We start from the raw sequence: 26,459 nt of genomic DNA, 5'->3' as shown, positions 1-26,459 counted from the left end.
AAAAACTTTCTCTACTTTTACCATATTTTCAAAATCTATAATGAGTTGAATTTTCTAGAAACAGCAATATTAATTTTCATAGGGTCATTTTTGTTGACATATTTAACGATACCCAAAATTATTGGGGTTGTTTCATATAAGAGATTAATGGATGCTCCCAATGAAAGAAGTTCTCATAAAATACAAACACCTAGTCTAGGAGGAGTAGCTTTTTACTATACATTAATAATAGGTTTATTCTTTATTAATAGTTGGGATGCCAACGGTGAAATTATACATATCATTCCTGGACTTACCATTTTGTTTATTATTGGGCTAAAGGATGATTTAGTAGTTTTGTCACCCGGTTCTAAATTAATCGCACAGCTTGCAGCGGTCTCTTTTGTTGTTGCTAATAGTGGTTTTACAATACATTCCTTAAATGGTTTTTTAAACATAGAGGAAATACCATATTACATTTATTTTCTTATCGCTGTATTTATAATGGTAACAATAATAAATTCATATAATCTTATAGATGGGATTGATGGTTTAGCCTCAATTGTAGGAATAGTTATTTTAATTATTTACACAACTATTTTTTATTTAACCAAAGAATATTTTTATGCTTTGATAACTATAAGTTTAGATGCTTGCCTACTTGCTTTTTTTGGATACAATGTGTCATCAACCAAAAAAATATTTATGGGAGATACAGGGTCGCTAATTGTTGGATTTATTATTAGTGTAATGACTTTGAAGTTTTTGGCTTTAAAACCATCTTCTTCTAACGAGTTACCTTTCTTTTTGGAAAATATTCCATTGATTGCAATAAGTATTCTAATCGTGCCACTTTTTGATACAGCTAGAGTTTTTACCATAAGAATTGCGAATAAGAAAAGCCCATTTTCACCTGATCGGAATCATACACATCACGTCCTTATAGATTATTGGGGTTTATCTCATAAACAAGCTAGTTATTTGATAGGTGGGTTTAATCTAATTTTTGTAGTATTGTTTATTATTCTTGGAAGTACTACTAAGAATTTATGGTTATTCATAATATTGTTGGTTAGTGTAATAATCTTGAGTTTTATTTTCTTTAGGTTTAATTATAATTTTACTTCATTGAAGCAGAAGATTTTGTTTAAAAGAAAAGTAAAAGCCATGAAAGAAAATTTGAAACCAAAAAAGGATAAACACAATAAATGAAAATATCAGTAATAGGATCTGGATATGTTGGGTTGGTCACAGGTACTTGCCTTGCTGAGACAGGAAATGAAGTTGTATGTATTGACATAGACAAGGGTAAAGTTCAAAAATTGAATATGGGGGAAGTTCCTATCTATGAACCACATCTAGATATGTTGTTTGATAGAAATATCAAAGCTGGGAGGCTAAAATTTACTACTTCTCTTGAAGAAGGTTTAGAACATGGTGAGATTATTTTTCTGGCGTTACCCACTCCAGAAGAAGAAGACGGTTCTGCAGATTTATCTTATGTACTAGGTGTTGCAGGAGATATAGGACAATTACTCAAAGAGTATAAGGTAATAGTAGATAAGAGTACTGTTCCGGTTGGGACAGCAGAAAAAGTTCGAACCACTATTGCAAAGTATACAACATGTGATTTTGATGTAGTTTCAAACCCTGAGTTTCTAAGAGAAGGTTTTGCAGTAGATGATTTTTTAAAACCAGAGCGAATTGTTGTGGGATCAAGCTCAGATAGAGCGATAGAGCTTATGAAAAAATTATATAAGCCTTTTGTACGATCTGGTAACCCTATAATTGTGATGGATGAAAAATCTGCAGAACTTACTAAATATGCAGCAAATTCTTTTCTGGCGACCAAGATTACTTTTATGAACGAAATTGCAAATTATTGCGAAAAAGTTGGCGCAGATATTGATAAAGTAAGAATAGGGATAGGGACAGATTCTAGGATTGGAAAACGTTTTTTATTCCCAGGTATAGGATACGGAGGTTCTTGCTTTCCGAAAGATGTAAAAGCACTTCATAAATCAGGTAAAGATTCAGAATATGATTTTAAAATTCTGGATGCAGTAATTAGAGTCAATGATAGTCAGAAAATTGCATTATTACCAAAAATCAATACATATTTTGATAACGATCTATCTAACAAAACATTTGCAATATGGGGATTAGCTTTTAAGCCAGAGACAGATGATATTAGAGAAGCACCTGCATTATATCTAATAGATGAATTGTTAAAAGAAGGGGTAAAGATTAAAGCATTTGATCCAGAGGCAATGAAAAATGTAGCTGATAAATATGGAGATAAGATTGACTTGGTTACAACCATGTATGAAGCGGTTCAGAATGCAGATGCGCTAATCATTTGTACAGAATGGAGTATTTTTAGAACTCCGGATTTCAATAAAATAAAAGAAGGGTTAAAATGTCCATTGATTTTTGATGGAAGAAATCTTTATGATATTGTTGATATCGAAAAAGAAGAGATTTCCTATTTTTCTATAGGGAGGAAAGATATTAAATTATAGCTATGCAAAAAGTTTTAATTACAGGAGCAGCTGGTTTTTTGGGATCTCATCTCTGTGATCGGTTTATTAAAGAAGGTTTTCACGTGGTCGGTATGGATAACCTAATCACGGGTACACTAAAAAATATTGAACACCTGTTTAAGCTAAAACATTTTGAGTTCTATCATCATGATGTAACCAAATTTGTTCATGTTCCTGGTGCATTAGATTATATATTACATTTTGCATCTCCTGCTAGTCCTATAGACTATCTTAAGATTCCTATTCAAACGTTAAAAGTAGGGTCTTTAGGGACACACAATCTTTTAGGCCTTGCAAAAGAAAAAAACGCTAGAATTCTTATTGCATCGACTAGTGAGGTTTATGGTGATCCTTTAGTTCATCCACAAAATGAAGATTATTATGGTAATGTAAACGCTATTGGACCTAGAGGTGTATACGATGAAGCTAAACGTTTTCAGGAGTCGATTACAATGGCATATCATACCTATCATGGTTTAGAAACTAGAATAGCTCGTATTTTTAATACCTATGGCCCCAGAATGCGATTAAATGATGGTCGGGTAGTACCCGCATTTATAGGACAAGCTTTAAGAGGCGAAGATTTAACTATATTTGGTAATGGATTACAAACTCGATCTTTTTGTTATGTAGATGATCTTGTAGAAGGAATTTATAGGTTGCTTTTTAGTAATTATGTATACCCGATAAATATAGGTAACCCTGATGAGATTAAAATCAAAGATTTTGCTGAAGAAATTGTAAAACTTACCGAGACACATCAAAAAGTAATTTATAAACCTCTACCAATTGATGATCCATTGCAACGACAACCTGATATTGGTAGAGCAAAAGAAATTTTGGATTGGCAACCAAGAACAAGAAGATCTGAAGGAATGAAATTAACTTTGGATTATTTTAGAGGATTTTCTGAAGAAGAACTTCAAAAGAGCGAACATAGAGATTTTCAATAACATCATTCTTTAATGATATGTATTATTGATAAATGTGATGGATAATACAAATTCAAAAAAAACGTTAACTACCTCATAATACATCTTATAAAAAGTGCAACTAGTTAACATCATAACCCAGGCGACCAAAATGTTTTATAAAGAAGATCATTGGGTTGTAATGACCTTTTGGAACAGCCTGTATATTGCCTTTTTTTTACTGCCATTAGGTATCAACCTCCCAACTCCATTTTTTATAATTTCGATCATTTTTGGGATTGGTATGATGTTTAGATCCGAAAAAAAATTTATTCTGGATAAATCATTATTGCTTTTTCCATTATATTTTATTGTAATGTCTTTGGGGTTGATCTACACCGATAATTTGATCAGTGGATTTGATTTGGTACAACGATCCCTTTCATTATTGTTATTTCCTATAATTTTTCTATTTGTTAAGGAAGATGCTACTACAGTAAAAAGATTATTTGACTTTTTACTTATGGGGTTAATTGTTTCATTCTTTGTTAATGTTTTTAGGGCTGGTGATAACTTAATATGGCATATTATTGATGAAAGAGAAAACATAGAAATCCTTTTGTTTATAGAGGGAATTGTAAAAAATTGGCATTATTTTTTTGTTGGATCTTTATTTTCAAGATCAGTTAATGCTAATTATATTTCTATATACATACTGCTGGTATTAAGTTATTACCTTAAAAACAAGTTGAAATCTCGAATACAGTTAGTAATTGTTATTCTCTTATTTCTATATCTTTTTTTATTAGCTTCAATTGCGGCCTATCTTATTTTGTTTGTAATGTCTATACTATTAGTTCTTGACATTGCTGATAAGCAAAAGAAATACACTATGAGTATTATTTTTTTGATGGGATTACTACTGTTTTTGAATAACCCCAGAGTATCTGATTTTTATTCCAGAATAAAAGATTTTAGTAATGTAGAAGAATATTATGACGCAACAACTGCAGAAAAATCAAGGCTATTGTCATGGGATGCCAGTATCAAATTGATTAAAGATGCACCCATATTTGGTTATGGAACAGGAGATGCAAACGATGTTTTGATTGAAAAATATAAAGAATTAAACTACACCCTTAATTACAAGAGTAAGTATAATTCGCACAATCAGTTTTTGCAAACATATTTACAGACAGGCATTGTTGGATTTGGGGTCTTGGTTAGTATTTTTGTTGTATTGGCAATGCGTATGAAAAGGAGTCGCAATGAGTTTTCGGTCTTTTTAATCCTTTTTATATCATTAGTATTCGAATCTATGTTAGTTCGATTTAATGGTATTGTATTCTTTTCTATTGTTACCCCTTTGCTTTTAAAAAAGAGAAGTATTTTGAGTAGTAGGATTATTCGCAATGATGGTAATGAATAAGATTAAAATATTATATCAAGGCATCTGATTATTATATGGCAGGATAGTATTAGTTTGAGAAGCACATATAAAAAGCAGGAGTTTTTATCTAGAAAGAATTAGCTATACAACTACGAATAAACTATTTTTGAGCCCATAAAAATAAGCCATAATAAATCATGAATATTTTAGTACTCGGATCAGGAGGTAGAGAACATACATTTGCTTATAAAATTGTGCAAAGCCCTATTTGCGACACCTTATTTGTAGCACCTGGTAATGCAGGAACAGCTCGTATAGCTACTAATGTGCCTATTGCAGTTACAGATTTTCCTGCGATCAAAGACTTAGTGTTACAAGAGAACATTGAAATGGTTGTAGTTGGCCCAGAAGATCCTTTGGTAAAAGGGATAAGCGATTATTTTGCTGAAGACAGCCAATTAAAAAATATTGTAGTTATTGGTCCATCTAAAGAAGGTGCACAATTAGAAGGAAGTAAAGAATATGCCAAAGAGTTTTTAATCAGGCACAATATACCTACAGCAGCTTATCAAAGCTTCACTGCCGATACTGTTGATGATGGAAAGCGATTTTTAGAAACTTTACAGGCACCCTATGTGCTTAAAGCTGATGGTTTGGCCGCTGGAAAGGGAGTATTAATTCTTCAGGATATAGATGAGGCTAAAACTGAGCTTGAAAACATGTTAACCAATAAAAAATTTGGTGCAGCAAGTGAAAAAGTTGTGATCGAAGAATTTCTTGACGGAATAGAACTTAGTGTTTTTGTACTTACCGATGGTAAAAATTATTTAACCTTACCAACTGCCAAAGATTACAAGCGTATTGGAGAAGGAGATACAGGGTTAAATACAGGGGGTATGGGAGCGATCTCACCAGTTCCTTTTGTAGATGATACACTTATGACTAAAATTGAAGAGCGTATTATTAAACCTACTGTACAAGGATTGGAAAAAGAAAATATAGATTATAAAGGTTTTATTTTTATAGGGCTTATTAAAGTAGGGGATGATCCAAAAGTGATCGAATATAATGTACGTATGGGCGACCCAGAAACCGAAGCGGTCCTACCGAGAGTGAAGACAGATTTAGTACAATTGTTTCAGCATGTCGGAGATCAATCGCTGGATAAGATCAATCTCGAATTAGATGAACGAAGTGCAGCTACCATAGTAACTGTTTCTGGTGGATATCCAGAAGCTTATGAAAAAGGAAAAGAGATTACAGGTATAGATACCATTACAAACTCTATTGTTTTTCATGCAGGAACATCTATAGAGGGTGATAAAGTAGTAACTAGTGGTGGAAGGGTAATTGCTATGACATCATTAGATGAAGATTTTAGAAAGGCCCTTAAAACATCGTACCAAAGTATAGAAAAACTTAATTTTGATAAGATGTATTATAGAAAAGATCTAGGATTCGATTTATAAAAAAACATCTCTCTCACATAAGACAATTAAAAAAGCGTTTAATTTATATAAATTAAACGCTTTTTTAATATTTATAATATCTGAAATCTCAAGAATTACTTCTTGATCAGACGAGGTTTTAGTTTAAAAAAGAATGTGCTTTAGGATCTCTATTCTCCTCATTATTGTCATTAAATTTCTTTAATTCCTTCATCCAATATATAAAAGCAGCAAAACCAATGAACATAAACGCCCAATTAAGCATATTAGCTCCAAACCAGTTTTCTAATTCTAATGCTCTAAACCAATCAAAAGGAATAAATAATATATCTACAAAAAGGGATTCTATCACTTCAAAAAAATCTTTCATAACTTGTTCTATATTTTCTTTGTAAAAAGTCTAAAGCGGTAAACTAAAAACTTTTTATAAATTAGTTCAATAATACCTATAGACAATTCTATATTATTGTCTGGTGCAAAAATATAAAAAATAGTAGTGTTATCAAGCTTTTTTAGTAAATCAAAACCCATTAATTATATTGCTGTGGCATTGTATATGGGTATACTATTTGGCATTGCCCATTATAGAAAGGGTTTTGAGACCGAAAGCAGCCATGTTTTACTAACTGCTGCTAGTGTTTTTTTGTATATTTTACCAATGTTGGCCCTTAATTTTGTAGCACAAAAAAATGACCTTACCAATAAAGGTACATTTACAATACTTTTGTATGCTTTTCTTACTGCGATATTACCTAATTCTCTAACCAGTTTTCCTATTTTATTGTCAAACGTATTTGTATTACTGGCAGTACAAAATATCCTACATCTGCGAAATGAAAAACAAATTAAAGCCAAAATCTTTAATGCATCAATCTTTATCGGCTTGGCTTCGTTAGCTTATTTTTGGAGTATTGGGTTTATTATTTTGGTTTTTTTGGGGATACTATTTTTCGATCCGAAAAACTATAGAAACTGGATTATTCCTTTTATTGGGGTTAGTATGATCTACGTATTCGCAAATTGTTTTACACTGTTGTTTTATGATTCGTTTTTTGCAATTGTCACCTATATTGATCCGATATCATTTTCATTTCAGACATACTTTATAAAAGAACATCTTTTCTCTGTAGGAATAATATCTATTTGTATTGTATTCTTTTTTTCAATCTACCTTATCAAATTTGGTAGAAAAACAGCAAATACAAAACCTATATTGCGAGTTGTTATCATCTATTTAATTGTGGCGATTGTAGTAGCAGCCATTGCACCAAAAAAGGATACTTCTGAGCTGTTTTTTATAGCAACACCTCTTTCTCTTATTGGCACTACATATCTCGAAATGAATTATCATCAATTTGCTAAAGAGATAAATATTTGGGTATTCATCCTGATTCCGTTTACAATATTATTGTTTTAATAATGTATGATTGGAGTAAGGAATAAGAATAATTGCTAAGAAAAAACTAAAAGGATTTTCTATTGAATTTGAGAGAATTACAAATTTGTTTCAGATGTTTACTACCCCATAGTACTACCTTTTTTTAATGCCATAGCTGGAAGTATTTTATGTCTAAACCCGGTGTATAATTTTTGTTGAGGTGGATTGAATTATCATATGCTAGATACTATTGCAAAATATAATACCTTTGTACCTGCCGAAAAAATAAGGTTACGTACTTATGATCGTTCTGTATATTGAGAAAGAAACAAAGTTAAAACCGACTTTTGAAGAATTGGTAGGAACATCACTCATAAGCAGTTCGAAGCGCATAAAACGATACTATAGAAAGTATAAAAGCATACAAATTATAGAATATTTACACATTTTAGAAAAATAATAGCACAGATGTTTACCGATAAAGCAAATTCCATTTTTAAAGAAGTTATAGAAAAATACCACGTGATCGATAGTGTAGATCAAGAATTCTCAAATCCATATGATAGTAAATCACAGGCTATTGAGCATTTGCTATATCGAAAATGTTGGATTGATACTGTGCAATGGCATTATGAAGATATTATACGAGATCCAGAAATTGATCCGATTGCGGCCTTAAAACTAAAACGAAAGATCGATGCCTCTAATCAGGATCGAACAGATATGGTAGAATATATTGACAGTTATTTTTTAGAATTGTATAAAGAGATAACCCCCAAGACAGATGCTACCATTAATACAGAAAGCCCTGCCTGGGGAGTAGATAGACTATCTATTTTGGCGTTAAAAGTATATCACATGCATGTAGAAACGATTCGCGAAGAAGCTACAGATACTCATAAAGCGGCATGCCAAAACAAATTAAATGTATTACTAGAACAACAAGTAGACTTGTCTACGGCTATTGATACACTACTGAATGATATTGAAAATGGGGATAAATACATGAAAGTGTATAAGCAAATGAAAATGTACAATGATGATGAATTAAACCCAGTATTGCGTGGCGGGAAGTAAAATAAAGAGATTTGAAGAATTTGAAACGAACGTTCTGGTAATTCGTCTCTCTGCTATGGGTGATATTGCAATGACTGTTCCTGTTTTAAGAATTTTTAGAGCTACCTATCCTGATGTAAAGCTAACAGTACTTACCCGCAAGTTCTTTGAACCTATATTTTCTGATATTGAAAATCTAGAAGTATACCATGCAGATGTAGATAATAAACATAAAAGCTTTATTGGTCTTACACGATTATCCAATGAGTTGTGTAAACAGAAGATAGATGCTGTTGCCGATATGCATAATGTACTGCGCTCTAATGTGCTAAAAACCCTATTCTCGTTACGAGGGATAAAAACAGTTCAAGTAGATAAAGGACGTGCAGAGAAAAAAGCATTGACTCGATCAAAAAATAAGGCGTTTAAACAATTAAAAACAACACACCAGCGATATGCTGATGTTTTTTCTGCATTAGGATATCCTATTGATCTTACAACTCATAAGTTCCCCAAAAAACAACCGTTAACACCTGAAATTCTTTCCATAACTCAAAATTCGACCAAAAAATGGTTAGGGATTGCACCATTCGCACAATATGAAAGTAAAACCTACCCACTAGCATTAATGATTGAGGTAATTGAGACCTTGAACAGGGAAGACAGGTTTGAGATTTTCCTCTTTGGAGGAGGTAAACGAGAAATGGATATTCTAAACAACATAGAGAGTAAGTATAAGAACGTAACGAATATAGTTGGTAAACTATCTTTTGAAGATGAGCTAAGACTTATTGGTAACCTAGACGCTATGTTATCCATGGATAGTGGAAATGCGCATTTAGCAGCGATGTACGGAGTGCCAACAATTACCTTATGGGGAGTCACTCATCCGTTTACCGGGTTTATGCCTTTTGGGCAACCTATGGAGCGCGCTATTTTGCCTAATTTAGCAAAATATGACCAGATTCCAACTTCAATTTATGGTAATAAAGTACCTCCCGGTTATGAAAAAGTGATGCATACGATCAAACCAGAAACTGTCGTAGAAAGGATTAATAAATTATAAACTTATCATACATTTCAGCCTTGCTGAAATGTATTTTTAACAGATAAAGTTAGTCCTCAAAATCAAACATCATCAAAATCAACAGTAATTGATGATGAGGTTGGGTGAGCCTGGCAAGCCAGGACTAATCCTTCTGCGATTTCTCCATCAGTAAGAATACTATTTTTTTCCATTGCTGCACTACCTTCTGTGATTTTGCAAATACATGAACTGCACACTCCTCCCTGGCAGGAATAAGGAGCATCGATATCCTGGTCTAGTGCCGCATCAAGAATTGTTTTTTTCTGATCCATGGTGAAATTAAATTCTTCATCATCCACCAATACTTTAATATTGGATTTTCCTTCGAGATCAGCATCTATTTCTGTTGTAGAAGCACTACTGGTAAATAGTTCAAAATGAATATTATCTTTAGAAATATTATTTTCTGATAAAATTGAAGTTACAGTATTAATCATTTCTTCAGGACCACATAGATAAAATGAAGTAAAAGAAAGATCTTTAAATTTATTTTTTAATACGTAATTTACAGTTGATTTTTCTATTCTTCCAAAGTGAGCGTTATCTTCCCGACTTCTACTATATATAAATTCTATAAATAGACGGTCTGGATAGTTAGCTTGTAATTCTAGTAATTCTTTGTAAAAGATAGTTTCTTCTGGTGTTCTATTTCCATATACCAAAACAAAACGACTATTTGGCTCTTCTTCAAGAACTGTTTTGATCATGCTCATTACAGGAGTAATACCACTACCTGCTGCAAAAGCAGCATAAGAATTACTTGCTTGAACATTAGGGGTAAGTGAGAAGTTACCTTCGGGAGTGTGAACTTCGAGTACATCTCCCTCTTTTAATTTATTATTAGCAATGACCGAAAATGTACCTCCGGATATTTCTTTAACGGTTACTTTAAGGATATCACTTTTTGGAGAACTACAAATAGAATATGCTCTACGCACTTCTTGTCCTTCTACCTCAGTTTTGATAGTAATGTATTGCCCAGGGATAAAAGAATAGGCATCCTTTAATGTTGTTGGTACTTCGAAGGTTATAGAAACAGCCAAGGGAGTTTCTCGAGTAATATGTTGTATGGATAATTTATGAAAATCTGACATTGTATTTTACTAAAAATCTAATTTGAAAACTTCATTATAAGAAGAATTCAAAATAGACAGTTTAACTAATCCGATAATATATCGGGATCTCATTTTTAAATTTGTGACAAAAATAGTAAATGCAACAAGAGAAGAGAGCCTTTACGAAAAAATTTAAGCGAGTTCTTGGTTTATTTTTGTAACAAAATCACGTTTTTGATTACTAAATAGTTAAATACATCTTAACTATGTTTACCCGCTTCATCAATTTACAATGGAAATCTTTTTGGCGATCTGCTTCATTAACCTCTGGATTATTTATGAAGTTCTTTATGGGGTTTTGGGCACTTTGGTTTATTGTCATGATGGCTTCGGGAGGAATTGGTGCATTTTTTTTAATTAAAGAAGAGCTTAATCTCGATCCTCTAGAAACCATAAACAGGTTTTTAATATATTGGCTAGTAGTCGATTTGTTGTTTCGATATGCATTGCAAAAAATGCCGGTTATTAATATTAAACCATTGTTGATTCTTCCTTTTAAGAAAAGGAAAATAGTTTCTTTTGCTTTTGGGAAAACAGTATTTTCATTTTTTAATATTATTCATGCTTTCTTTTTTATTCCGTTTTCTATTGTATTGATTGGAAATGAATATCCAGTATTTGATGTGTTATTATGGAATATAGGATTGGCGGCATTGATCTATAGTAGCAATTTTCTAAATATTATTCTAAACAAAAAAGACAACCTTATATTTATCATAGGTGGTATTTTGGCAATTTTAGGAGGGTTACATTATTTCGAATATTTTGATATCACTACGTATACGGCACCATTTTTTAAAGGATTATATGAGATTCCTTTTTTGGTATTGATTCCTATAGCGATACTATTGTTTTTAATAACCATATCGTTTCGATCCTTTGTAACCGACTTGTATCTGGATGCTGGATTAGCAACTAAAACCAAAAATGTAAAAACAGAAAATCTGGAGTGGTTAGATAGATTCGGAAAGACTGCAACCTTTCTTAAAAATGATATAAAACTCATAAAAAGAAATAAGCGAGCCAGGTCTACAGTTTTGGTGAGTATTCTGTTCTTATTTTATGGATTGTTATTCTTCACAGGATCTGTAGAGGCATATGATGGACCTGTTTGGAGAATTTTTGCTGCCATTTTTGTCACTGGTGGATTTCTATTAAGTTTTGGACAGTTCGTACCGAGTTGGGATAGTTCTTATTATCCATTAATGATGAGTCAAAATATTCGCTATAAAGAATATTTATCTTCTAAATGGTGGTTGATGGTAATTGCAACATTGATCTCTACAGTATTAGCATCTGGGTATTTGTATTATGGATGGGAAGTATATCTTGCTATAGTGGTGGGAGCAATCTATAATATAGGAGTAAATTCTCATGTAGTATTATGGGCGGGAGCTTATGTAAAAACACCTATTGATTTAACTAGTAACAAAAATGCATTTGGGGATAAGCAAGCTTTTAACGCTAAGACCTTACTATTATCGTTGCCCAAAATGGTTTTACCTATGATATTATATGCAATAGGCCATTATGCATATAGTCCTTATGCGGGATATGCTCTTGTAACTGTAGCAGGTATCGCGGGGTTTGCATTTAAAGATGCAGTTTTTAATAAAATTGAACGTATTTATAGAACAGAGAAGTATAAAACGATCTTGGCATACAAACAAAAAAAATAAGAAAAATGATATCAGTACATAACCTTACTAAAACATATACCGGAAACACCGTTCTTAATATTGAATCTCTAGAAATACAGAAAGGAAAAAGTTTTGGTCTGGTAGGTAATAATGGAGCAGGAAAAACAACTTTGTTTAGTGCTATATTAGATCTTATTCAACCCACAACAGGGTATATCGAAAATAAAGGAATTAAAGTTAATGAAAGTGAAGAGTGGAAATCGGTAACTTCTGCATTTATTGATGAGACGTTCTTGATAGGATATCTTACTGCAGAAGAGTATTTTTATTTTATTGGAGAGCTTAGAGGGCAAAATAAAGCCGATGTAGATGTATTACTATCTGGTTTTGAAGACTTTTTTCATGGTGAGATTTTAGGGCAAAAAAAATATTTGAGAGATCTTTCTAAAGGAAATCAAAAGAAAGCAGGTATTGTTGCGGCACTTATTGGTAATCCAGAAGTAATTGTTCTAGATGAACCTTTTGCCAATTTGGATCCAACGACACAAATTCGCTTAAAAAAAATAATTAAAGAACTATCCGCTGATCCAAATATTACAGTTCTGGTATCAAGTCATGACTTAATACATGTGACCGAGGTATGTGAACGAATTGTAGTGTTGGATAAAGGAGAGGTAGTAAAGGATCTTTCTACATCAGAAGAAACGCTTAGAGAACTCGAAGCACATTTTGGTGAGGAAGAATAAATGCTTTTGTGGGCATACTTTTATACATATAAAAACCCTATGATTTTGACCATAGGGTCTGTTTTTAATTACTTTACTATAAGTGACAATATGTATCAAAGCATAAAATAGCGCCAGCTCCATACCCTAAAACACATAAATATGCAGCCAATCCGCCAGTACTTATTGCACATGCTGCGGCGGGAGCTCCAACAGCAACTAAGCAAACATAATACCTCCACCCACAATCACCTCCTTTGGTAGAAAATTGATCTATAAATTCCATGTTTTCAAAACCTTTCAAAGCTTTTTTTGCTTCAATATTTGTCATGTTTAAGTTAAAACTACAGGTAGCTTCATTTTTTAAATTGGGATACTTTAAGGATAAAGCTTTCCAATGCTTTTGAGCAATTACTAAGTTGGAAAGAATAATGTCTTTGTTCCCTTTGAAAACTTTAATAAGCTTATCCTGGTCCTGACTTAAATAGAGCTCTTTGTATTGAGCTAACGAAATGTCGTTTGATTTTAAAGAATTATGAAATGATGCCATACTATTAGTTAAGGCTTGTTTCATGAGTATAAAATCTATGTCTGATTCTATTTCTTCATCTACAATGGTTTTGTTATTAGTAGGATCGTCAATTGTAGATCCTGTATCTTTCTCACAGGAAGAGGAAATAAATAAAACTGAAAGAATTAATAAATACTTAAGAGTCGATAATGTTAAACTAAAATTTGAATTCTTCATGATTCTATGGTTTTAAGAGTTAATTTTTTTAATAAAGTTTGTATGCTATACTAAGATCATGTTTAACATCCATTACTAACACTTCGTTTGGTTTTATACTCATTGGTCTGTACATAAACCCCTGCGCATAAAAGGTACTTTCTGTATTTTTTTACTTTTATGCATAAACTTCCAATACAAGAACAACTTTGTTCTACTAATGCCCAATGGGTCGAGCAATCAAATTTTTTAACAATTAAGTTTTTAGATTCATTAGCTCTTATATGCTGTAAAGGATTCATAAGAAATACAGATAATAAGGCAACAGATATTAAAATAAACGAAGTTTTTAAAAACTGTCTTTTTGATTTTAAGAAATACTTTTTCATGATTTGTTGTATTTAACTGATTAATAAATTGTTATTCAGTATAAAATTACTAACCAACCATCATGTATAGGAGGTAAAAAACCTTGTAAAACGTTAACTTAAATTATTTTTTACTCTTTTTTTATTCAGGTTTCGGTATTTAGAAGGAGTAGTGGAGGTGTGTTTTGTAAAAGCCTTATAAAAAGTTACTTTATTATTAAAACCTGACTCAGTTGCAATGGCTTCTATTTTATAAATATTGTATGCAGTGTCTTTCAATAATTTTTGAGAATATGTTACTCTATGTTTATTCACGTAATCATTAAAATTTTCTTGAATGTATTCAGAAAAAGTCTGTGAAATTTGATAAGGTTTCACATTAAGTTCTTTGGCCAAATACCCAATGGTAAGATCATTTTTTAGAAATATAGAATCATGAATAAACAGCGCATTAATTTTCTTTTGAATTTGAGCCATATCGTTATGATCCAATGTAGAATTTGAGTATTTTTTCTTAATCTCTTTAAGAAATTGAGGATTGGTATAGAGAATAATCCCAACAACAAAAATCATGATATTATTAAACAAATAATAATAAGCAAATTGACGCCATCCATCAGCAAATAGAGTAAGAAATGAAATAATTATGGTAGAACAGATGTATATACAGGCAAGTGTAAATAAATACACTAACACATTTGATGATAGTTTTGCCCTGTTTTTTATGGTTATATAAATAATTGCAATTGCATATAATAGTTGATGAATGGCCCTGGTATAATTTATAGGCATGATTTGATCTAAAAAACGCTCTCTCATATATTGTAAACGTTCTTCACTAGGTAACATCAAAATATCTATGATAAGTATATATATAATTATGAATGCTATAAAATGTAAACCATCAATTTTTGAATACTTATTTTTATTATAGATGAAAGATTGAAAATGAAACCATAATAACGGTCCATAAAGAAAACCCATATCAAAATAAAACCATCCTAAAAACTGGGGGTAGACTATCGATAGTTTACTAGTCCCATAAAGAAATACTAATATTTCTAAACCAAATATTCCTGAAAATAAAGCAATAGTCCAGCTTTTTAGACTTTTAGAATATTTGAAGAAAATACCTCCCGAAATAAAAAGAATTGTAAGTGACTGTATGAGAAGAAAATACCTGATGATGGACATAAAAAATCAGTTAACTACTCTGTTTTTTGTTAGAATCAATACGACACTATAAAAAGAGAGCAGTAGAAACCCTTCGATATCAAAAGAAAGGTTATTAGAAGATGTGTTTTTTATTTTAAAGGGTACTGAAAAATTTGATTTCAGCACCCTATTATTTTTAGATTAAATGAATTAATTCCAACAAGTACCACCCGGCTGTAGACCAGGATAAGAATCTAAAAAGCATAATTCTATGGCATAACAACATCCCTGTCCACCAGGGCAATCTTGATGGCTGGTACAATGTCTGTGGGCACCACCTTTAATTTTTTGCTGCTGTCTTTTGCTTAAAGCTTTACCTAAGTTTAACAATTTTGATTTCATAATAAGAGTTTTAAGAGATTTTACCTTAAACATTTATAGACACTTAAGGCATGAGTCTAAAATTTTAATAAAGTGATAGTGTGTAAAAATCACAATGAATTTATTGAATAATTTTTACCTGGAAAACAAATCGCAATTATATTTAATGTTTTGATAATCAGTAAAATGTTGATGTTATGATTGCCTTAATTCTCAACATGATATTCTGATCAACAATCAATGTGTTAAAATATATATCTTAAGTAGAGTAAAATACTTTATTCAAAAAAAGGAATAAAAGAAAGAGGAGGTTTTGTAATTTTTGTCTAATCCGTATTGTTAATAAATCAAAAGAGCATAACGAAAACAATAATTGAGCAGAGAAAAATATGTTAACAACCTGTTTTTTAACGAAAGAAATGTATTTTTACAACGCACACACAATTTTTGTGTACAATCAACACACTAAAAGTCAAGTTTTTTAGTTATCACACGTATAAATTTATCTGGTTTGGGCAGAAAGTTATTAAAGATCACGCTGATATTGTTTCTAGCAATTGTAGGATTTGCATGTTCTCGTAAAAAGGACAAGTTTATAAATCGTACATGGCATGATGTTACGACAAAAAATAATACGCTATATAATGGTCGATTGGCCTTTGAAGTAGGTAAAGAAGATATCATTCAGTCTTACAAAGACAATTTCTGGGAATTACTACCTATAGAAAGGATGATCGTAAGTGAAGACGTTAGACTTCCTAACGAAGTACTTAATAAAAACTTTGATAGAGCAGAAGAAAAAGCAGTAAAAGCAATCCAAAAGCATAGTATGCTTATTGATAATAAGGAACGTAACCCTAAGATCGATGAAGCATTTTTGTTATTGGGTAAAGCTCGTTATTTCGAACAGCGTTTTGTACCAGCATTAGAAGCTTTTAATTATATCTTATATAAGTATCCCACAAGTAATACGATCAATCATGCCAAAGTGTGGAGAGCCAAAACAAATCTTCGCCTTGATAATAATGATAAGGCGATAGAGGATCTAACCAGAATGATCGAGCAGGAGTTTATGAAACCTCAGGATTATGCCGATGCAATAGCTATGATGTCTCAAGCATATATTAACTTAGAAAGAAAAGACTCTGCCGTTACTTATATTACTAAAGCAGCCGTTCATACCAGAAAAAATGAAGAGAAAGGAAGATATCTCTATATAAAAGGTCAATTATTAAATGAATTAGGCTATAAGGATAGTGCAAATTATGCTTTTGATCAGGTCATTGCACTCAATAGAAAGGCACCTAGGAAATATATGATGAATGCCTATATGGCAAAAGCTCGAAATTTTAATTATGAGAGCGGCAATAAAGAAGAGTTTCTTGAATTATTAGCCGATCTTGAAAAAAATCGAGAAAATCGACCGTTTTTAGATAAAATATACAACCAAAAAGCAGTTTATTTTAAAACTCTGGATTCTATTGATCTGGCTGTAGAATATTATAATAAATCATTACGAACAAAGTCTGAAGATAAATACTTAGAATCTCTTAACTACTATACTCTTGGGGATATTAGTTTTGATAGAAAAGAGTATGCTGTTTCTGGGGCGTATTATGATAGTACACTTCAGCGAATGATTGTAGATTCAAAACGGTATAGAGTATTAAAGAAAAAAAGAGATAACCTTGATGATGTTATTTTATACGAAGGTATTGCCAAAACAAATGATAGTATTCTTACTATTTTGGCTATGTCACCAGAGCAGAGAATAACGTATTATGCAGAGTATACCGATGCGCTAAAAACAAAAGCTATCGAAGAAGAAAAAGCTGCAGAAATTGCCAGAATAAAGGATAATTTACCTGTAGAACAGAGATATAGACAACCAGGCTCTGGATTTGGCACAGATACTAAAGGGCCAAGTGTAGAAGGAGGAATCTTTTACTTCTATAACCAAACCACTGTAGCTTATGGTAAAACTGCTTTCAAAAGAACGTATGGAAACAGAGAGCTGCAAGACAATTGGAGAGTTTCAAGTATTTCTAATCCGGGCGCTGTCTCTACAATAGAGAAAGAAGAAAAGGATGAATATTCTATCGATACAGATCCAACATTTGATCCGCAAACCTATATTGCTCAATTACCAACCGATCCTTCAGCTATTGATAGCCTTCAAACTGATCGTAACTTTGCTTACTATCAACTTGGAGTTATATATAAAGAAAAATTTCAGGAGTATGGTTTAGCTACAGATAAATTCGAAAATCTATTGCAAAACAACCCCGAAAAACGATTAATTGTTCCTTCTAAATATAATTTGTATAAAATCTATTTGACACAAGGAAATATCTCGAGATCCAATGCAATGATGCAGGATATTATTAATAATCATGGAGAATCGAGATATGCCAAAATTCTTCAGAATCCTGATGAAGCATTAAAAGATGATGAGAACAGTCCTAAATCAATATATAATAGGTTGTATAGAGATTTTCAGAACCAAAAATATGCATCGGTAATAAAAGAAAGCGATGAGATGATTACGAAATTTGGAGGAGATGAAGATTTTTTACCCAAATTCGAATTGTTAAAAGCTCAGGCAATAGGGCGATACAGAGGATTTGAAGCCTATAAAGAAGCACTTAATTATGTGTCTCTTAATTACCCTCAAAGCCCTGAAGGTAAAAAAGCCCAAGTGATTTATCAGGTTACGATTCCGCAAATTCGAGAAAATGTATTTTTAACGAATATAGATGAACAAGATAACCATAAGTTGGTTTATGCATTTTCTACTTTTGGAGACAATCAGGCTCGAGGATTAAATGAACTAATAGACGCTATTATCAAAGAACTTCGCTATGAGAATATGAAAGTTTCCTTAGATGTATATAATAAAGATCAACAATTCGTAGTTGTACATACAAAAGGAAATAAATTGGCTGCAGAAGGATTGGGAGAATTATTGTCTTTGGGTAAAACCGAAGACACCCGAGGTGTAGATTTAACAAAGTGGAACAGAAAAAAGAAATATTATAAAAAGGTAGAGGCTTCGTATTTTACGATAGCATCTCCAAATTATCGAGTGCTTCAGATTCATAAAAATCTCGAAGAATATATTCAATCACAACCAGAACCAGAAACCGAATAATCATTTAATCCCCCTTATATATTATGTTTTCAGACAATAAAAAAGGAAGAGATTACGGCAATACGACCGATTTCTCTCGCAATCAAAACAAAATCTCAGAAGGAACTAAAATCGTAGGAGATGTTATTTCAGAAGGAGGTTTTAGAATTGAAGGTACTATCGAAGGAACTTTTAAAACTACTGGTAAAGTAGTTGTAGGAACATCAGGCTTTATTAAAGGCACATTAGAGTGTTCTGATGCAGATTTCGAAGGTAAGTTCTCAGGAACTCTAATCGTGTCAAATACCCTATCTTTAAAACCAACTGCGCATATCGAAGGCGAGGTTACTGTAGGTAAATTGGCTGTTGAACCAGGAGCAAACTTTAATGCATCTTGTTCTATGAAAGGTAGTGTGAAATCTTTAGGTAAGCCTAGTGAGCAAAAATCTTCACAACCGCAAACAACACAAGGACAAGGGAAATCAGCTTAGATTAGAAGTTTGTATTTACTGTATTAGGTTTTCTCTTGATTGAGTGAATACAAACTTCTAATATAAACAAGGTGTAACTATAAATAAAGTGTAGATAGGAAGTCAATTCTATAAAGACACTTAATAGAAATCAGTTACAGAGCGCCAAAGGAGGAAGCTCTCCTCACAGAACTGATGGAGGTTTAGGAGGGAGAGAAACCTTTTTAATATTAAAACCTTTGATGATTTAGTGATTACTTATTCTGATCAAGGTATTGGAGACGGTACTGGACAATAAGTTTTTTCTATAATTAGAACGCTTATTTAAAGCAATACTTTTTCTTAATAAAAAGAACCTTGAAAAAAAATAATCGAGGTAAGAAAGCCTTTAATAAATACATTGCCCTTACAGGAATAGCTTTCCAAATGGGAGCTACCATATTCCTGTGTGCTTACGCCGGAAAAAAACTAGATGCCTATTATGAATTGGATAAACAATGGTTTACCATGGGGTTTATACTCTTTGGGGTAACCGCATCTATATATTTGGTGATTAAGCAACTCAATCGGATTAATAAATCTGATTGATTATTATAATGTATCGCCATTAGATTTTTAAATTCCTTAAATACTTCTGTACTATTTAGAAAATTTAGATATTTGATGAGTTTATTTTTGAATAAAGAATTTTAATACGCTAATGGGAAAGAACGTATTCCGTTTTTTATTTCTTTTCACTATTGTAATAGCAGGCAGTTATATGATCCATATGGGTATCATAAATACCTTTTTGCTCGAAAGAAATATCAATATTATCAAGCTTTCATATGTATTCAATAGTGCATTCACCTTTGTGTTTACAATAGTTATACTTGTGCTAAGCAAAAAATTTAAAGACCAACTTGGTTTTATTTTTATGGCAGGTAGCCTTATAAAAATTGGGGTTTTTATGGCCGTCAGTAAGCTTAATGATTTCGAAATCAATAAAAATGTCTTTCTTGATTTTTTTATAGCCTATATAATCTGTTTAATCCTCGAAGTCTATTATGTTTCAAAGATTTTGAATTCTACTAAATAATTGATTTTCAGAAACTTAATCATTTACGGATAATCTTAAACTTATTTAGTCAAAATAGTTTAAGAATCTAACATAATTATGTACATTTGCACCGAAATTTAGGAACCGAAATTTTACGCGTAATGCAAAAACGTACTGTAGTTAAAATTTTATTGATTTTTAGTCTGGTCTTTACGACAGGAAACTTATTCGCCAAAGAATCCGAGAAAAAGGAAAATGAAGGAGAAGGAGGTTTAAAAGAACGAATCAAAGAATTTGTAGATCATCACCTTCAAGACTCTTATGATTTTACATTGTTTTCTGATGAAGAAGCAAACAAGCATTATGGCTTTCCTTTGCCTGTGATTTTATGGGATAATGGACTAAAAGTTTTTTCTTCCTCTAAATTTCACCACGGTGAATCTGTTGCCGAAGTTGATGGTAATCACTATAAGTTATACCATTCAAAAATTTATAAAACAGATGCGTCAGGTGCGATCAATTATGATGAAGATCACCACGCTACCAATGCAAAACCACTTGATTTTTCTATTACCAAAAATGTTGTAAGTATGCTATTGATTAGTTTACTTATGTTTTTTATGTTTAGAAGTCTTGCTAAATCATATAAGAAAAATAACGGTATCCCTACAGGAGTAGGACGTTTCTTAGAGCCTTTGGTTTTGTTTATAAGAGATGATATCGCTATTCCTAATATTGGAGAACATAAATATAAGAAGTACATGAGCTTTTTGCTTACCGTTTTCTTCTTTATTTGGTTTTTAAACCTTTTAGGAATGACTCCACTTGGAGTTAATGTTACAGGAAATATTGCGGTAACTTTTGCATTAGCATTAATCGTGTTTCTAATTACTAATTTAACAGCTAATAAAAATTACTGGGGTCACATTTTCTGGATGCCAGGTGTGCCAACTTTTATGAAAGTTGTTTTAGCGCCAATAGAATTGTTAGGAGTTTTTATCAAGCCATTTTCATTAATGATTCGTTTGTATGCGAACATGACTGCAGGTCACGTTGTACTAATGAGTATTATTGGAATGATATTCATATTTAAAAACTGGATAGGTAGTCCGTTATCATTTGGATTAGCATTTGCGTTATCAATATTAGAATTATTGGTTGCAGCATTACAAGCATATATATTTACGATGTTGTCTGCGCTATACTTTGGTATGGCAAATGAAGAGGCACATCACTAGAATTTGAACGTTTAATTTTTAATTATATAATTATGGAAATTCCAAATATTGTTGGAGCAGGTTTAATCGTAATCGGAGCTGGTATTGGTATCGGTAGAATCGGTGGACAGGCTATGGAAGCTATCGCTCGTCAGCCAGAAGCTTCTGGTAAAATCCAAACAGCTATGCTTATTGCAGCAGCACTTATTGAAGGTATTGGATTTGCAGCGTTATTCGCAGCTTAATTTACAAACAACAGCTATAACGGTTGGTTATAGCTGTTGTTAATTAGATTTTTGAAATTAAACACTAAAGAAATTAATATCACTAATAATGGAGAAGTTAATAAATGATTTTTCGTTTGGTCTGTTTTTCTGGCAGATTTTAATCTTTGTAGGTTTACTATTATTATTAAGAAAATTTGCATGGAAACCTATTTTAGAGGCTGTAAATAATCGTGAAGAAGGAATCAAAAATGCATTAGAGTCTGCAGAAGAAGCAAGAAAAGAAATGCAAAACCTTCAGGCTGATAATGAGCGAATCTTAAATGAGGCGAGAGCAGAACGCGATGGGATGCTTAAAGAAGCCAGACAGCTTAAAGAAAATATGATTTCTGATGCGAAATCTGAAGCACAAGCAGAAGCTGATAAAATTGTAGCACAAGCACAGGCTACTATCGCTAGTGAAAAGAAAGCTGCAATAGCGGATCTTAAAAGTCAGGTAGCTGGCCTTTCTGTAGAGATTGCAGAAAAAGTAGTGAGAAAAGAATTATCTGGTAAGGACAAGCAATTAGAATTGGTTGAGTCTATGCTAGAGGATGTTACTTTAAATTAAACTAAATGAGTAGAGCAGCAATACGTTATGCTAAAGCAGTTTTGAGCCTGGCTCAAGATAAAAAAGCTACTGAAGATGTTCAGAAGGATATGCAAAGTATTATCGCTACAGTTAGCGGTAGCGCAGAGCTCAGAATGGTGTTAAGTAGTCCATTGATCAAAAGTGAAGTAAAACTTGCTTCATTGCGTGAGATTTTTAAAAGTACTGGTGAGATTACACAAAAACTTTTTGATGTATTAATCGAGAATAAAAGAGTAAACTTGTTAGATGATGTAGCAAAACAATATATTGCTTTGTTTGATCAGTTAAACAACACTCAGGTTGCAAAAGTAACCACTGCAGTACCACTGGATAAAGGATTAAGCGCTAAAGTTTTGGCCAAGATTAAAGAATTAACAGGTAATGAAGCTACTATAGAAAATGTAATCGATGAAAGTATTATCGGTGGATTTATTCTTAGAGTAGGTGATTTACAGTATAATGCAAGTATAGCAAATAAGCTTACAAACTTAAGAAGAGAATTAAGCAATTAATACATACATTTTAAAATATAAATTTAATAATAAGAGAATGAGTGTTCATGCTCGTTCTTTCAAACTATTATAAAATGGCAGAAGTGAATCCTGCTGAAGTATCAGCAATATTAAAACAACAATTATCTGGATTTGAAGCATCAGCTTCATTAGAAGAGGTAGGAACGGTATTACAAATAGGTGATGGTATCGCCAGAGTATACGGATTGTCTAATGCTCAATATGGAGAATTAGTACAGTTTGAATCTGGTTTAGAAGGTATCGTACTTAACTTAGAAGAAGATAATGTTGGGGTAGTACTTTTAGGTTCTTCAACTGAAGTTAAAGAAGGTGCAACTGTAAAACGTACACAACGTATTGCATCAATTAACGTTGGAGAAGGAATTGTAGGTCGTGTAGTGGATACATTAGGTAACCCTATCGATGGTAAAGGTGCGATCGAAGGTGAAACTTTCGAAATGCCATTAGAGCGTAAAGCTCCTGGAGTAGTTTTTCGTCAGCCTGTAAATGAGCCTCTTCAGACAGGGATTAAGTCTATCGATGCGATGGTGCCAGTAGGACGAGGACAACGTGAATTAGTAATTGGTGACCGTCAGACAGGTAAAACAACAGTATGTATCGATACTATTCTTAATCAAAAAGAATTTTATGATGCTGGTGAACCAGTATATTGTATATATGTAGCTATAGGGCAAAAAGCATCTACAGTAGCATTAATTGCTAAAGTACTAGAAGATAAAGGTGCAATGGCATATACTACTATCGTAGCGGCTAATGCTTCTGATCCTGCTCCAATGCAGGTATATGCTCCATTTGCTGGTGCTGCGATCGGAGAATATTTCCGTGATACAGGACGTCCTGCTTTAATTATCTATGATGATTTATCTAAACAGGCAGTAGCATACCGTGAAGTATCTTTATTATTACGTCGTCCACCAGGTCGTGAGGCGTATCCTGGAGATGTTTTCTATCTTCACTCTAGATTATTAGAGCGTTCTGCAAAAGTAATTGCAGATGATACTATTGCTAAAGATATGAATGACCTTCCGGATTCTTTAAAAGATAAAGTAAAGGGTGGTGGATCATTAACGGCATTACCAATTATCGAAACACAAGCGGGTGATGTATCTGCATATATCCCTACAAACGTAATTTCGATTACAGATGGTCAGATATTCTTAACATCAGATTTATTTAATTCTGGTGTACGTCCTGCAATTAATGTAGGTATCTCTGTATCTCGTGTAGGAGGATCTGCACAGATTAAGTCAATGAAAAAAGTAGCAGGTACTCTAAAATTAGATCAAGCGCAGTTTCGTGAATTAGAAGCGTTTGCTAAGTTTGGATCTGACCTTGATGCAGCTACTCTAAATGTAATAGAAAAAGGAAAGCGTAACGTTGAGATTCTTAAGCAAGCACAAAATGATCCATATACTGTAGAAGATCAGATTGCGATCATCTATGCTGGTTCTAAAAACCTATTAAGAGATGTGCCTGTAAATAAAATAAAAGAATTTGAAAGTGACTATATAGAGTATCTTAATGCAAAGCATAGAGATACACTAGATACTTTAAAAGCAGGAAAATTAACAGACGAGGTAATCGATGTGTTAATGGCAGCTTGTAAAGAGATTTCAGCGAAATATAAAAACTAGTATTAAAGTATAGCGTGTTAGATTCTAACACGCTATACTTAATAAAATAAAGTTTACTATTTAGAATGGTATTGATCTAGAAGGTACTCACTACTAACTACTCAATACTCAATACTAAGAAAAATGGCAAATTTAAAAGAATTACGTAGTAGAATTACCTCTGTATCTTCAACGATGCAAATTACCAGCGCCATGAAAATGGTATCTGCTGCAAAGTTGAATAAGGCACAGATGGCGATTACTGCAATGCGTCCTTATGCAGATAAACTTACCGAGCTATTGCAAAACTTGAGCGCTTCACTAGAAGGAGATAGCGCAAGTGCATATGCAGAAGAACGTGAAGTGAATAAAGTATTAGTAGTGGCAATTGCTTCTAATCGTGGTTTAGCAGGTGCTTTTAACTCTAATATTGTTAAAGGGGTAAGAGAGCTATATCAAAATGTGTATGCGGGTAAGCAAGTAGATTTTGTTACCATAGGTAAAAAAGTCAATGATGTTGTTTCAAAAACACATACAGTAGTTGCAAATAGAAGCTCGGTGTATGATGATCTTACTTTTGCTAATGTTTCAGATATTGCAGAAGAACTAATGGAGTTATTCAGTAATGGTTCTTGTGATAAGATCATTATTGTATATAATAAATTTAGAAATGCAGCTTCTCAGGATGTTACTACAGAGCAATTCTTGCCTATTGTACCTGTAGAAAGTGATAAGAATGTAAATCTGGATTATATCTTCGAACCTTCTAAGGAAGAGATTGTAGAGCAATTAATCCCTAAGTCACTTAAAACACAATTATATAAGGCAATACGTGACTCATTTGCATCAGAGCATGGAGCACGTATGACAGCTATGCATAAAGCAACAGATAATGCAACTGAGCTTAGAGATGCACTTAAATTATCATATAACAAAGCAAGACAAGCTTCTATTACTAACGAAATCTTAGAGATTGTTGGTGGTGCCGAAGCCTTGAATAACTAATTATAATTTGATGTTAATTCAGCCTGGCTGGAATTCATTATAATAAAATACCAAACCTCATAAGTTTTCTTATGGGGTTTTTTGTTTTTTCAGTAGGTATTTTGCCTATTTTCCTATCTTTAGCGAAACTAAAATTACCAAGACTATGTTTTTGGTATCAATTTTGTTTTTCAATACTTAAAATATCAAAAATGATAAATTTGAGAACAATAAGTACAACAATTGGGGTTTTATTCCTACTTATAACTTGTACACAATGTGCCAGTAGTCAACAAATAGATATGAAAACTCCGATAGAGCTTAAAGATGTTTATTTTCAGAAATGGATAGCCGGAGTTGAAGGTGGTGGCTCTGGTTTTATGTTGTACATAGAAGTTAATGAGAAATCAGATGTACAATTAGAACATGCATATTTTAAAGGGAAAAAGATAGAATTGGGACATAAAACCAACGAACTTGTATATGTAGGTCATCATACCTATCCATCTAGAAAACGGGATTTGAGTATGAGCGATGACCCAAAAGAAGAGTTTAAGAACCAGCTGCCGGTAGTTGAAGAAAAACCTCGTTTCCAACTTAAAGATAATGAGTGCATTGTTGCGTATACCAAAAATGGTAAAAAAGGATATTTTAAATTAAGCAATGTACCCGAAAAGGAATTGCAAGCGTATCCGACCAGAAAGAGTCAGTAAAT

The 26,459-nt window shown here is 32.5% G+C and carries 26 protein-coding genes; 21 read left to right on the top strand and 5 right to left on the bottom strand.

Going from position 1 to position 26,459, the window contains the following annotated elements:
- Positions 1-45: 45 nt before the first annotated feature.
- The 5 genes from DG435_RS16780 (at position 46) to purD (ending at position 6,292) form a co-directional block, all read left to right on the top strand.
- On the top strand, positions 46-1,191 hold the full coding sequence (locus DG435_RS16780; RefSeq protein ID WP_106792460.1) for an MraY family glycosyltransferase: 1,146 nt from the start codon (positions 46-48) through the stop codon (positions 1,189-1,191).
- Positions 1,188-2,501, top strand: coding sequence for a UDP-glucose/GDP-mannose dehydrogenase family protein (locus tag DG435_RS16775; protein WP_106792459.1), 1,314 nt, complete (start codon positions 1,188-1,190; stop codon positions 2,499-2,501). The genes DG435_RS16780 and DG435_RS16775 overlap by 4 nt, the downstream gene beginning before the upstream one ends.
- Positions 2,502-2,503: 2 nt before the next feature.
- On the top strand, positions 2,504-3,475 hold the full coding sequence (locus DG435_RS16770) for a UDP-glucuronic acid decarboxylase family protein (protein ID WP_106792458.1): 972 nt from the start codon (positions 2,504-2,506) through the stop codon (positions 3,473-3,475).
- Between the two features lie 94 nt (positions 3,476-3,569).
- A complete protein-coding gene (locus DG435_RS16765; RefSeq protein WP_159025553.1) occupies positions 3,570-4,862 on the top strand; it encodes an O-antigen ligase in 1,293 nt (430 codons plus the stop codon).
- A gap of 158 nt (positions 4,863-5,020) precedes the next feature.
- Complete coding sequence (purD, locus tag DG435_RS16760) at positions 5,021-6,292, top strand: phosphoribosylamine--glycine ligase (protein ID WP_106792456.1); 1,272 nt, start codon at positions 5,021-5,023, stop codon at positions 6,290-6,292.
- A gap of 118 nt (positions 6,293-6,410) precedes the next feature.
- Here purD and DG435_RS16755 read toward each other — a convergent pair whose 3' ends face one another.
- Entirely contained in the window at positions 6,411-6,641 is a 231-nt protein-coding gene (locus DG435_RS16755; protein WP_106792455.1) for a uracil phosphoribosyltransferase, read from the bottom strand.
- 126 nt (positions 6,642-6,767) lie between these two features.
- Between DG435_RS16755 and DG435_RS16750 the strand changes: the two genes are divergently transcribed.
- The 3 genes from DG435_RS16750 (at position 6,768) to DG435_RS16740 (ending at position 9,771) form a co-directional block, all read left to right on the top strand.
- A complete protein-coding gene (locus DG435_RS16750) occupies positions 6,768-7,688 on the top strand; it encodes a DUF6427 family protein (protein ID WP_159025552.1) in 921 nt (306 codons plus the stop codon).
- A gap of 429 nt (positions 7,689-8,117) precedes the next feature.
- Positions 8,118-8,726, top strand: a complete 609-nt coding sequence (locus DG435_RS16745) for a DUF4254 domain-containing protein (RefSeq protein ID WP_106792453.1) — start codon at positions 8,118-8,120, stop codon at positions 8,724-8,726.
- Positions 8,713-9,771: a glycosyltransferase family 9 protein gene (locus tag DG435_RS16740; protein ID WP_234387085.1), complete on the top strand. Its 1,059-nt coding sequence runs from the start codon at positions 8,713-8,715 to the stop codon at positions 9,769-9,771. The genes DG435_RS16745 and DG435_RS16740 overlap by 14 nt, the downstream gene beginning before the upstream one ends.
- A 62-nt stretch (positions 9,772-9,833) precedes the next feature.
- Here the strand turns inward: DG435_RS16740 and DG435_RS16735 are convergent, their stop codons facing one another.
- A complete protein-coding gene (locus tag DG435_RS16735; RefSeq protein ID WP_106792451.1) occupies positions 9,834-10,886 on the bottom strand; it encodes a ferredoxin--NADP reductase in 1,053 nt (350 codons plus the stop codon).
- A gap of 227 nt (positions 10,887-11,113) precedes the next feature.
- Here DG435_RS16735 and DG435_RS16730 point away from each other — a divergent pair, with 227 nt between their 5' ends.
- The gene (locus DG435_RS16730) at positions 11,114-12,586 is read left to right on the top strand and encodes a DUF5687 family protein (protein ID WP_106792450.1); all 1,473 of its coding nucleotides are present in this window, start codon (positions 11,114-11,116) and stop codon (positions 12,584-12,586) included.
- A gap of 5 nt (positions 12,587-12,591) precedes the next feature.
- Positions 12,592-13,293 carry an ABC transporter ATP-binding protein gene (locus DG435_RS16725; RefSeq protein ID WP_106792449.1) on the top strand — a complete coding sequence of 234 codons (702 nt, stop codon included), beginning with the start codon at positions 12,592-12,594 and terminating at the stop codon, positions 13,291-13,293.
- Between the two features lie 76 nt (positions 13,294-13,369).
- Here the strand turns inward: DG435_RS16725 and DG435_RS16720 are convergent, their stop codons facing one another.
- The 3 genes from DG435_RS16720 to DG435_RS16710 all read right to left on the bottom strand — a co-directional run bounded on the left by DG435_RS16720 (position 13,370) and on the right by DG435_RS16710 (position 15,561).
- Complete coding sequence (locus DG435_RS16720) at positions 13,370-14,020, bottom strand: hypothetical protein (RefSeq protein ID WP_106792448.1); 651 nt, start codon at positions 14,018-14,020, stop codon at positions 13,370-13,372.
- 62 nt (positions 14,021-14,082) lie between these two features.
- The gene (locus DG435_RS16715) at positions 14,083-14,388 is read right to left on the bottom strand and encodes a hypothetical protein (protein ID WP_106792447.1); all 306 of its coding nucleotides are present in this window, start codon (positions 14,386-14,388) and stop codon (positions 14,083-14,085) included.
- A gap of 93 nt (positions 14,389-14,481) precedes the next feature.
- The gene (locus tag DG435_RS16710) at positions 14,482-15,561 is read right to left on the bottom strand and encodes an AraC family transcriptional regulator (protein WP_106792446.1); all 1,080 of its coding nucleotides are present in this window, start codon (positions 15,559-15,561) and stop codon (positions 14,482-14,484) included.
- Between the two features lie 853 nt (positions 15,562-16,414).
- Here DG435_RS16710 and DG435_RS16700 point away from each other — a divergent pair.
- From DG435_RS16700 to DG435_RS16650, 11 genes are all read left to right on the top strand, one after another.
- Positions 16,415-19,054 carry a hypothetical protein gene (locus DG435_RS16700; protein WP_234387084.1) on the top strand — a complete coding sequence of 880 codons (2,640 nt, stop codon included), beginning with the start codon at positions 16,415-16,417 and terminating at the stop codon, positions 19,052-19,054.
- Positions 19,055-19,077: 23 nt separating this feature from the next.
- Entirely contained in the window at positions 19,078-19,524 is a 447-nt protein-coding gene (locus DG435_RS16695) for a polymer-forming cytoskeletal protein (protein WP_024769784.1), read from the top strand.
- Positions 19,525-19,860: 336 nt separating this feature from the next.
- Positions 19,861-20,091 carry an AtpZ/AtpI family protein gene (locus DG435_RS16690; RefSeq protein WP_234387083.1) on the top strand — a complete coding sequence of 77 codons (231 nt, stop codon included), beginning with the start codon at positions 19,861-19,863 and terminating at the stop codon, positions 20,089-20,091.
- Between the two features lie 112 nt (positions 20,092-20,203).
- Complete coding sequence (locus tag DG435_RS26105) at positions 20,204-20,581, top strand: DUF6168 family protein (RefSeq protein WP_106792444.1); 378 nt, start codon at positions 20,204-20,206, stop codon at positions 20,579-20,581.
- Between the two features lie 122 nt (positions 20,582-20,703).
- Positions 20,704-21,780: a F0F1 ATP synthase subunit A gene (atpB, locus tag DG435_RS16680; protein WP_106792443.1), complete on the top strand. Its 1,077-nt coding sequence runs from the start codon at positions 20,704-20,706 to the stop codon at positions 21,778-21,780.
- Between the two features lie 32 nt (positions 21,781-21,812).
- Positions 21,813-22,004 carry an ATP synthase F0 subunit C gene (gene atpE, locus DG435_RS16675; protein ID WP_101445998.1) on the top strand — a complete coding sequence of 64 codons (192 nt, stop codon included), beginning with the start codon at positions 21,813-21,815 and terminating at the stop codon, positions 22,002-22,004.
- 88 nt (positions 22,005-22,092) lie between these two features.
- Positions 22,093-22,593: a F0F1 ATP synthase subunit B gene (locus tag DG435_RS16670; protein ID WP_106792442.1), complete on the top strand. Its 501-nt coding sequence runs from the start codon at positions 22,093-22,095 to the stop codon at positions 22,591-22,593.
- 5 nt (positions 22,594-22,598) lie between these two features.
- Positions 22,599-23,126 (top strand): ATP synthase F1 subunit delta, encoded by a 528-nt coding sequence (atpH, locus tag DG435_RS16665; RefSeq protein ID WP_024769777.1) that lies wholly within the window; start codon positions 22,599-22,601, stop codon positions 23,124-23,126.
- Between the two features lie 74 nt (positions 23,127-23,200).
- The gene (atpA, locus tag DG435_RS16660) at positions 23,201-24,781 is read left to right on the top strand and encodes a F0F1 ATP synthase subunit alpha (protein WP_024769776.1); all 1,581 of its coding nucleotides are present in this window, start codon (positions 23,201-23,203) and stop codon (positions 24,779-24,781) included.
- Positions 24,782-24,904: 123 nt separating this feature from the next.
- On the top strand, positions 24,905-25,765 hold the full coding sequence (gene atpG, locus DG435_RS16655) for an ATP synthase F1 subunit gamma (RefSeq protein WP_106792441.1): 861 nt from the start codon (positions 24,905-24,907) through the stop codon (positions 25,763-25,765).
- A gap of 281 nt (positions 25,766-26,046) precedes the next feature.
- Positions 26,047-26,457: a hypothetical protein gene (locus DG435_RS16650; protein WP_159025551.1), complete on the top strand. Its 411-nt coding sequence runs from the start codon at positions 26,047-26,049 to the stop codon at positions 26,455-26,457.
- The last annotated feature ends 2 nt before the right edge of the window (positions 26,458-26,459 follow it).

This window comes from Aquimarina sp. Aq78, assembly GCF_900299525.1.
Classification (GTDB): domain Bacteria; phylum Bacteroidota; class Bacteroidia; order Flavobacteriales; family Flavobacteriaceae; genus Aquimarina.
Note: the sequence above shows the minus strand (reverse complement) of the source record. Positions and strands in the feature narration are given on the sequence as shown.

Bases quoted from the DNA above. Each gene is read 5' to 3' on its own strand.
- DG435_RS16710 (WP_106792446.1), bottom strand. From the start codon at position 15,561: ATGTCCATCATCAGGTATTTTCTTCTCATACAGTCACTTACAATTCTT.
- DG435_RS16735 (WP_106792451.1), bottom strand. From the start codon at position 10,886: ATGTCAGATTTTCATAAATTATCCATACAACATATTACTCGAGAAACT.
- purD (WP_106792456.1), top strand. From the start codon at position 5,021: ATGAATATTTTAGTACTCGGATCAGGAGGTAGAGAACATACATTTGCT.
- DG435_RS16755 (WP_106792455.1), bottom strand. From the start codon at position 6,641: ATGAAAGATTTTTTTGAAGTGATAGAATCCCTTTTTGTAGATATATTA.
- DG435_RS16770 (WP_106792458.1), top strand. From the start codon at position 2,504: ATGCAAAAAGTTTTAATTACAGGAGCAGCTGGTTTTTTGGGATCTCAT.
- atpE (WP_101445998.1), top strand. From the start codon at position 21,813: ATGGAAATTCCAAATATTGTTGGAGCAGGTTTAATCGTAATCGGAGCT.
- DG435_RS26105 (WP_106792444.1), top strand. From the start codon at position 20,204: ATGGGAAAGAACGTATTCCGTTTTTTATTTCTTTTCACTATTGTAATA.
- atpG (WP_106792441.1), top strand. From the start codon at position 24,905: ATGGCAAATTTAAAAGAATTACGTAGTAGAATTACCTCTGTATCTTCA.
- DG435_RS16775 (WP_106792459.1), top strand. From the start codon at position 1,188: ATGAAAATATCAGTAATAGGATCTGGATATGTTGGGTTGGTCACAGGT.
- DG435_RS16670 (WP_106792442.1), top strand. From the start codon at position 22,093: ATGGAGAAGTTAATAAATGATTTTTCGTTTGGTCTGTTTTTCTGGCAG.
- DG435_RS16725 (WP_106792449.1), top strand. From the start codon at position 12,592: ATGATATCAGTACATAACCTTACTAAAACATATACCGGAAACACCGTT.
- atpB (WP_106792443.1), top strand. From the start codon at position 20,704: ATGCAAAAACGTACTGTAGTTAAAATTTTATTGATTTTTAGTCTGGTC.
- DG435_RS16720 (WP_106792448.1), bottom strand. From the start codon at position 14,020: ATGAAGAATTCAAATTTTAGTTTAACATTATCGACTCTTAAGTATTTA.
- DG435_RS16730 (WP_106792450.1), top strand. From the start codon at position 11,114: ATGTTTACCCGCTTCATCAATTTACAATGGAAATCTTTTTGGCGATCT.
- atpA (WP_024769776.1), top strand. From the start codon at position 23,201: ATGGCAGAAGTGAATCCTGCTGAAGTATCAGCAATATTAAAACAACAA.
- DG435_RS16650 (WP_159025551.1), top strand. From the start codon at position 26,047: ATGAAAACTCCGATAGAGCTTAAAGATGTTTATTTTCAGAAATGGATA.
- DG435_RS16695 (WP_024769784.1), top strand. From the start codon at position 19,078: ATGTTTTCAGACAATAAAAAAGGAAGAGATTACGGCAATACGACCGAT.
- DG435_RS16745 (WP_106792453.1), top strand. From the start codon at position 8,118: ATGTTTACCGATAAAGCAAATTCCATTTTTAAAGAAGTTATAGAAAAA.
- atpH (WP_024769777.1), top strand. From the start codon at position 22,599: ATGAGTAGAGCAGCAATACGTTATGCTAAAGCAGTTTTGAGCCTGGCT.
- DG435_RS16715 (WP_106792447.1), bottom strand. From the start codon at position 14,388: ATGAAAAAGTATTTCTTAAAATCAAAAAGACAGTTTTTAAAAACTTCG.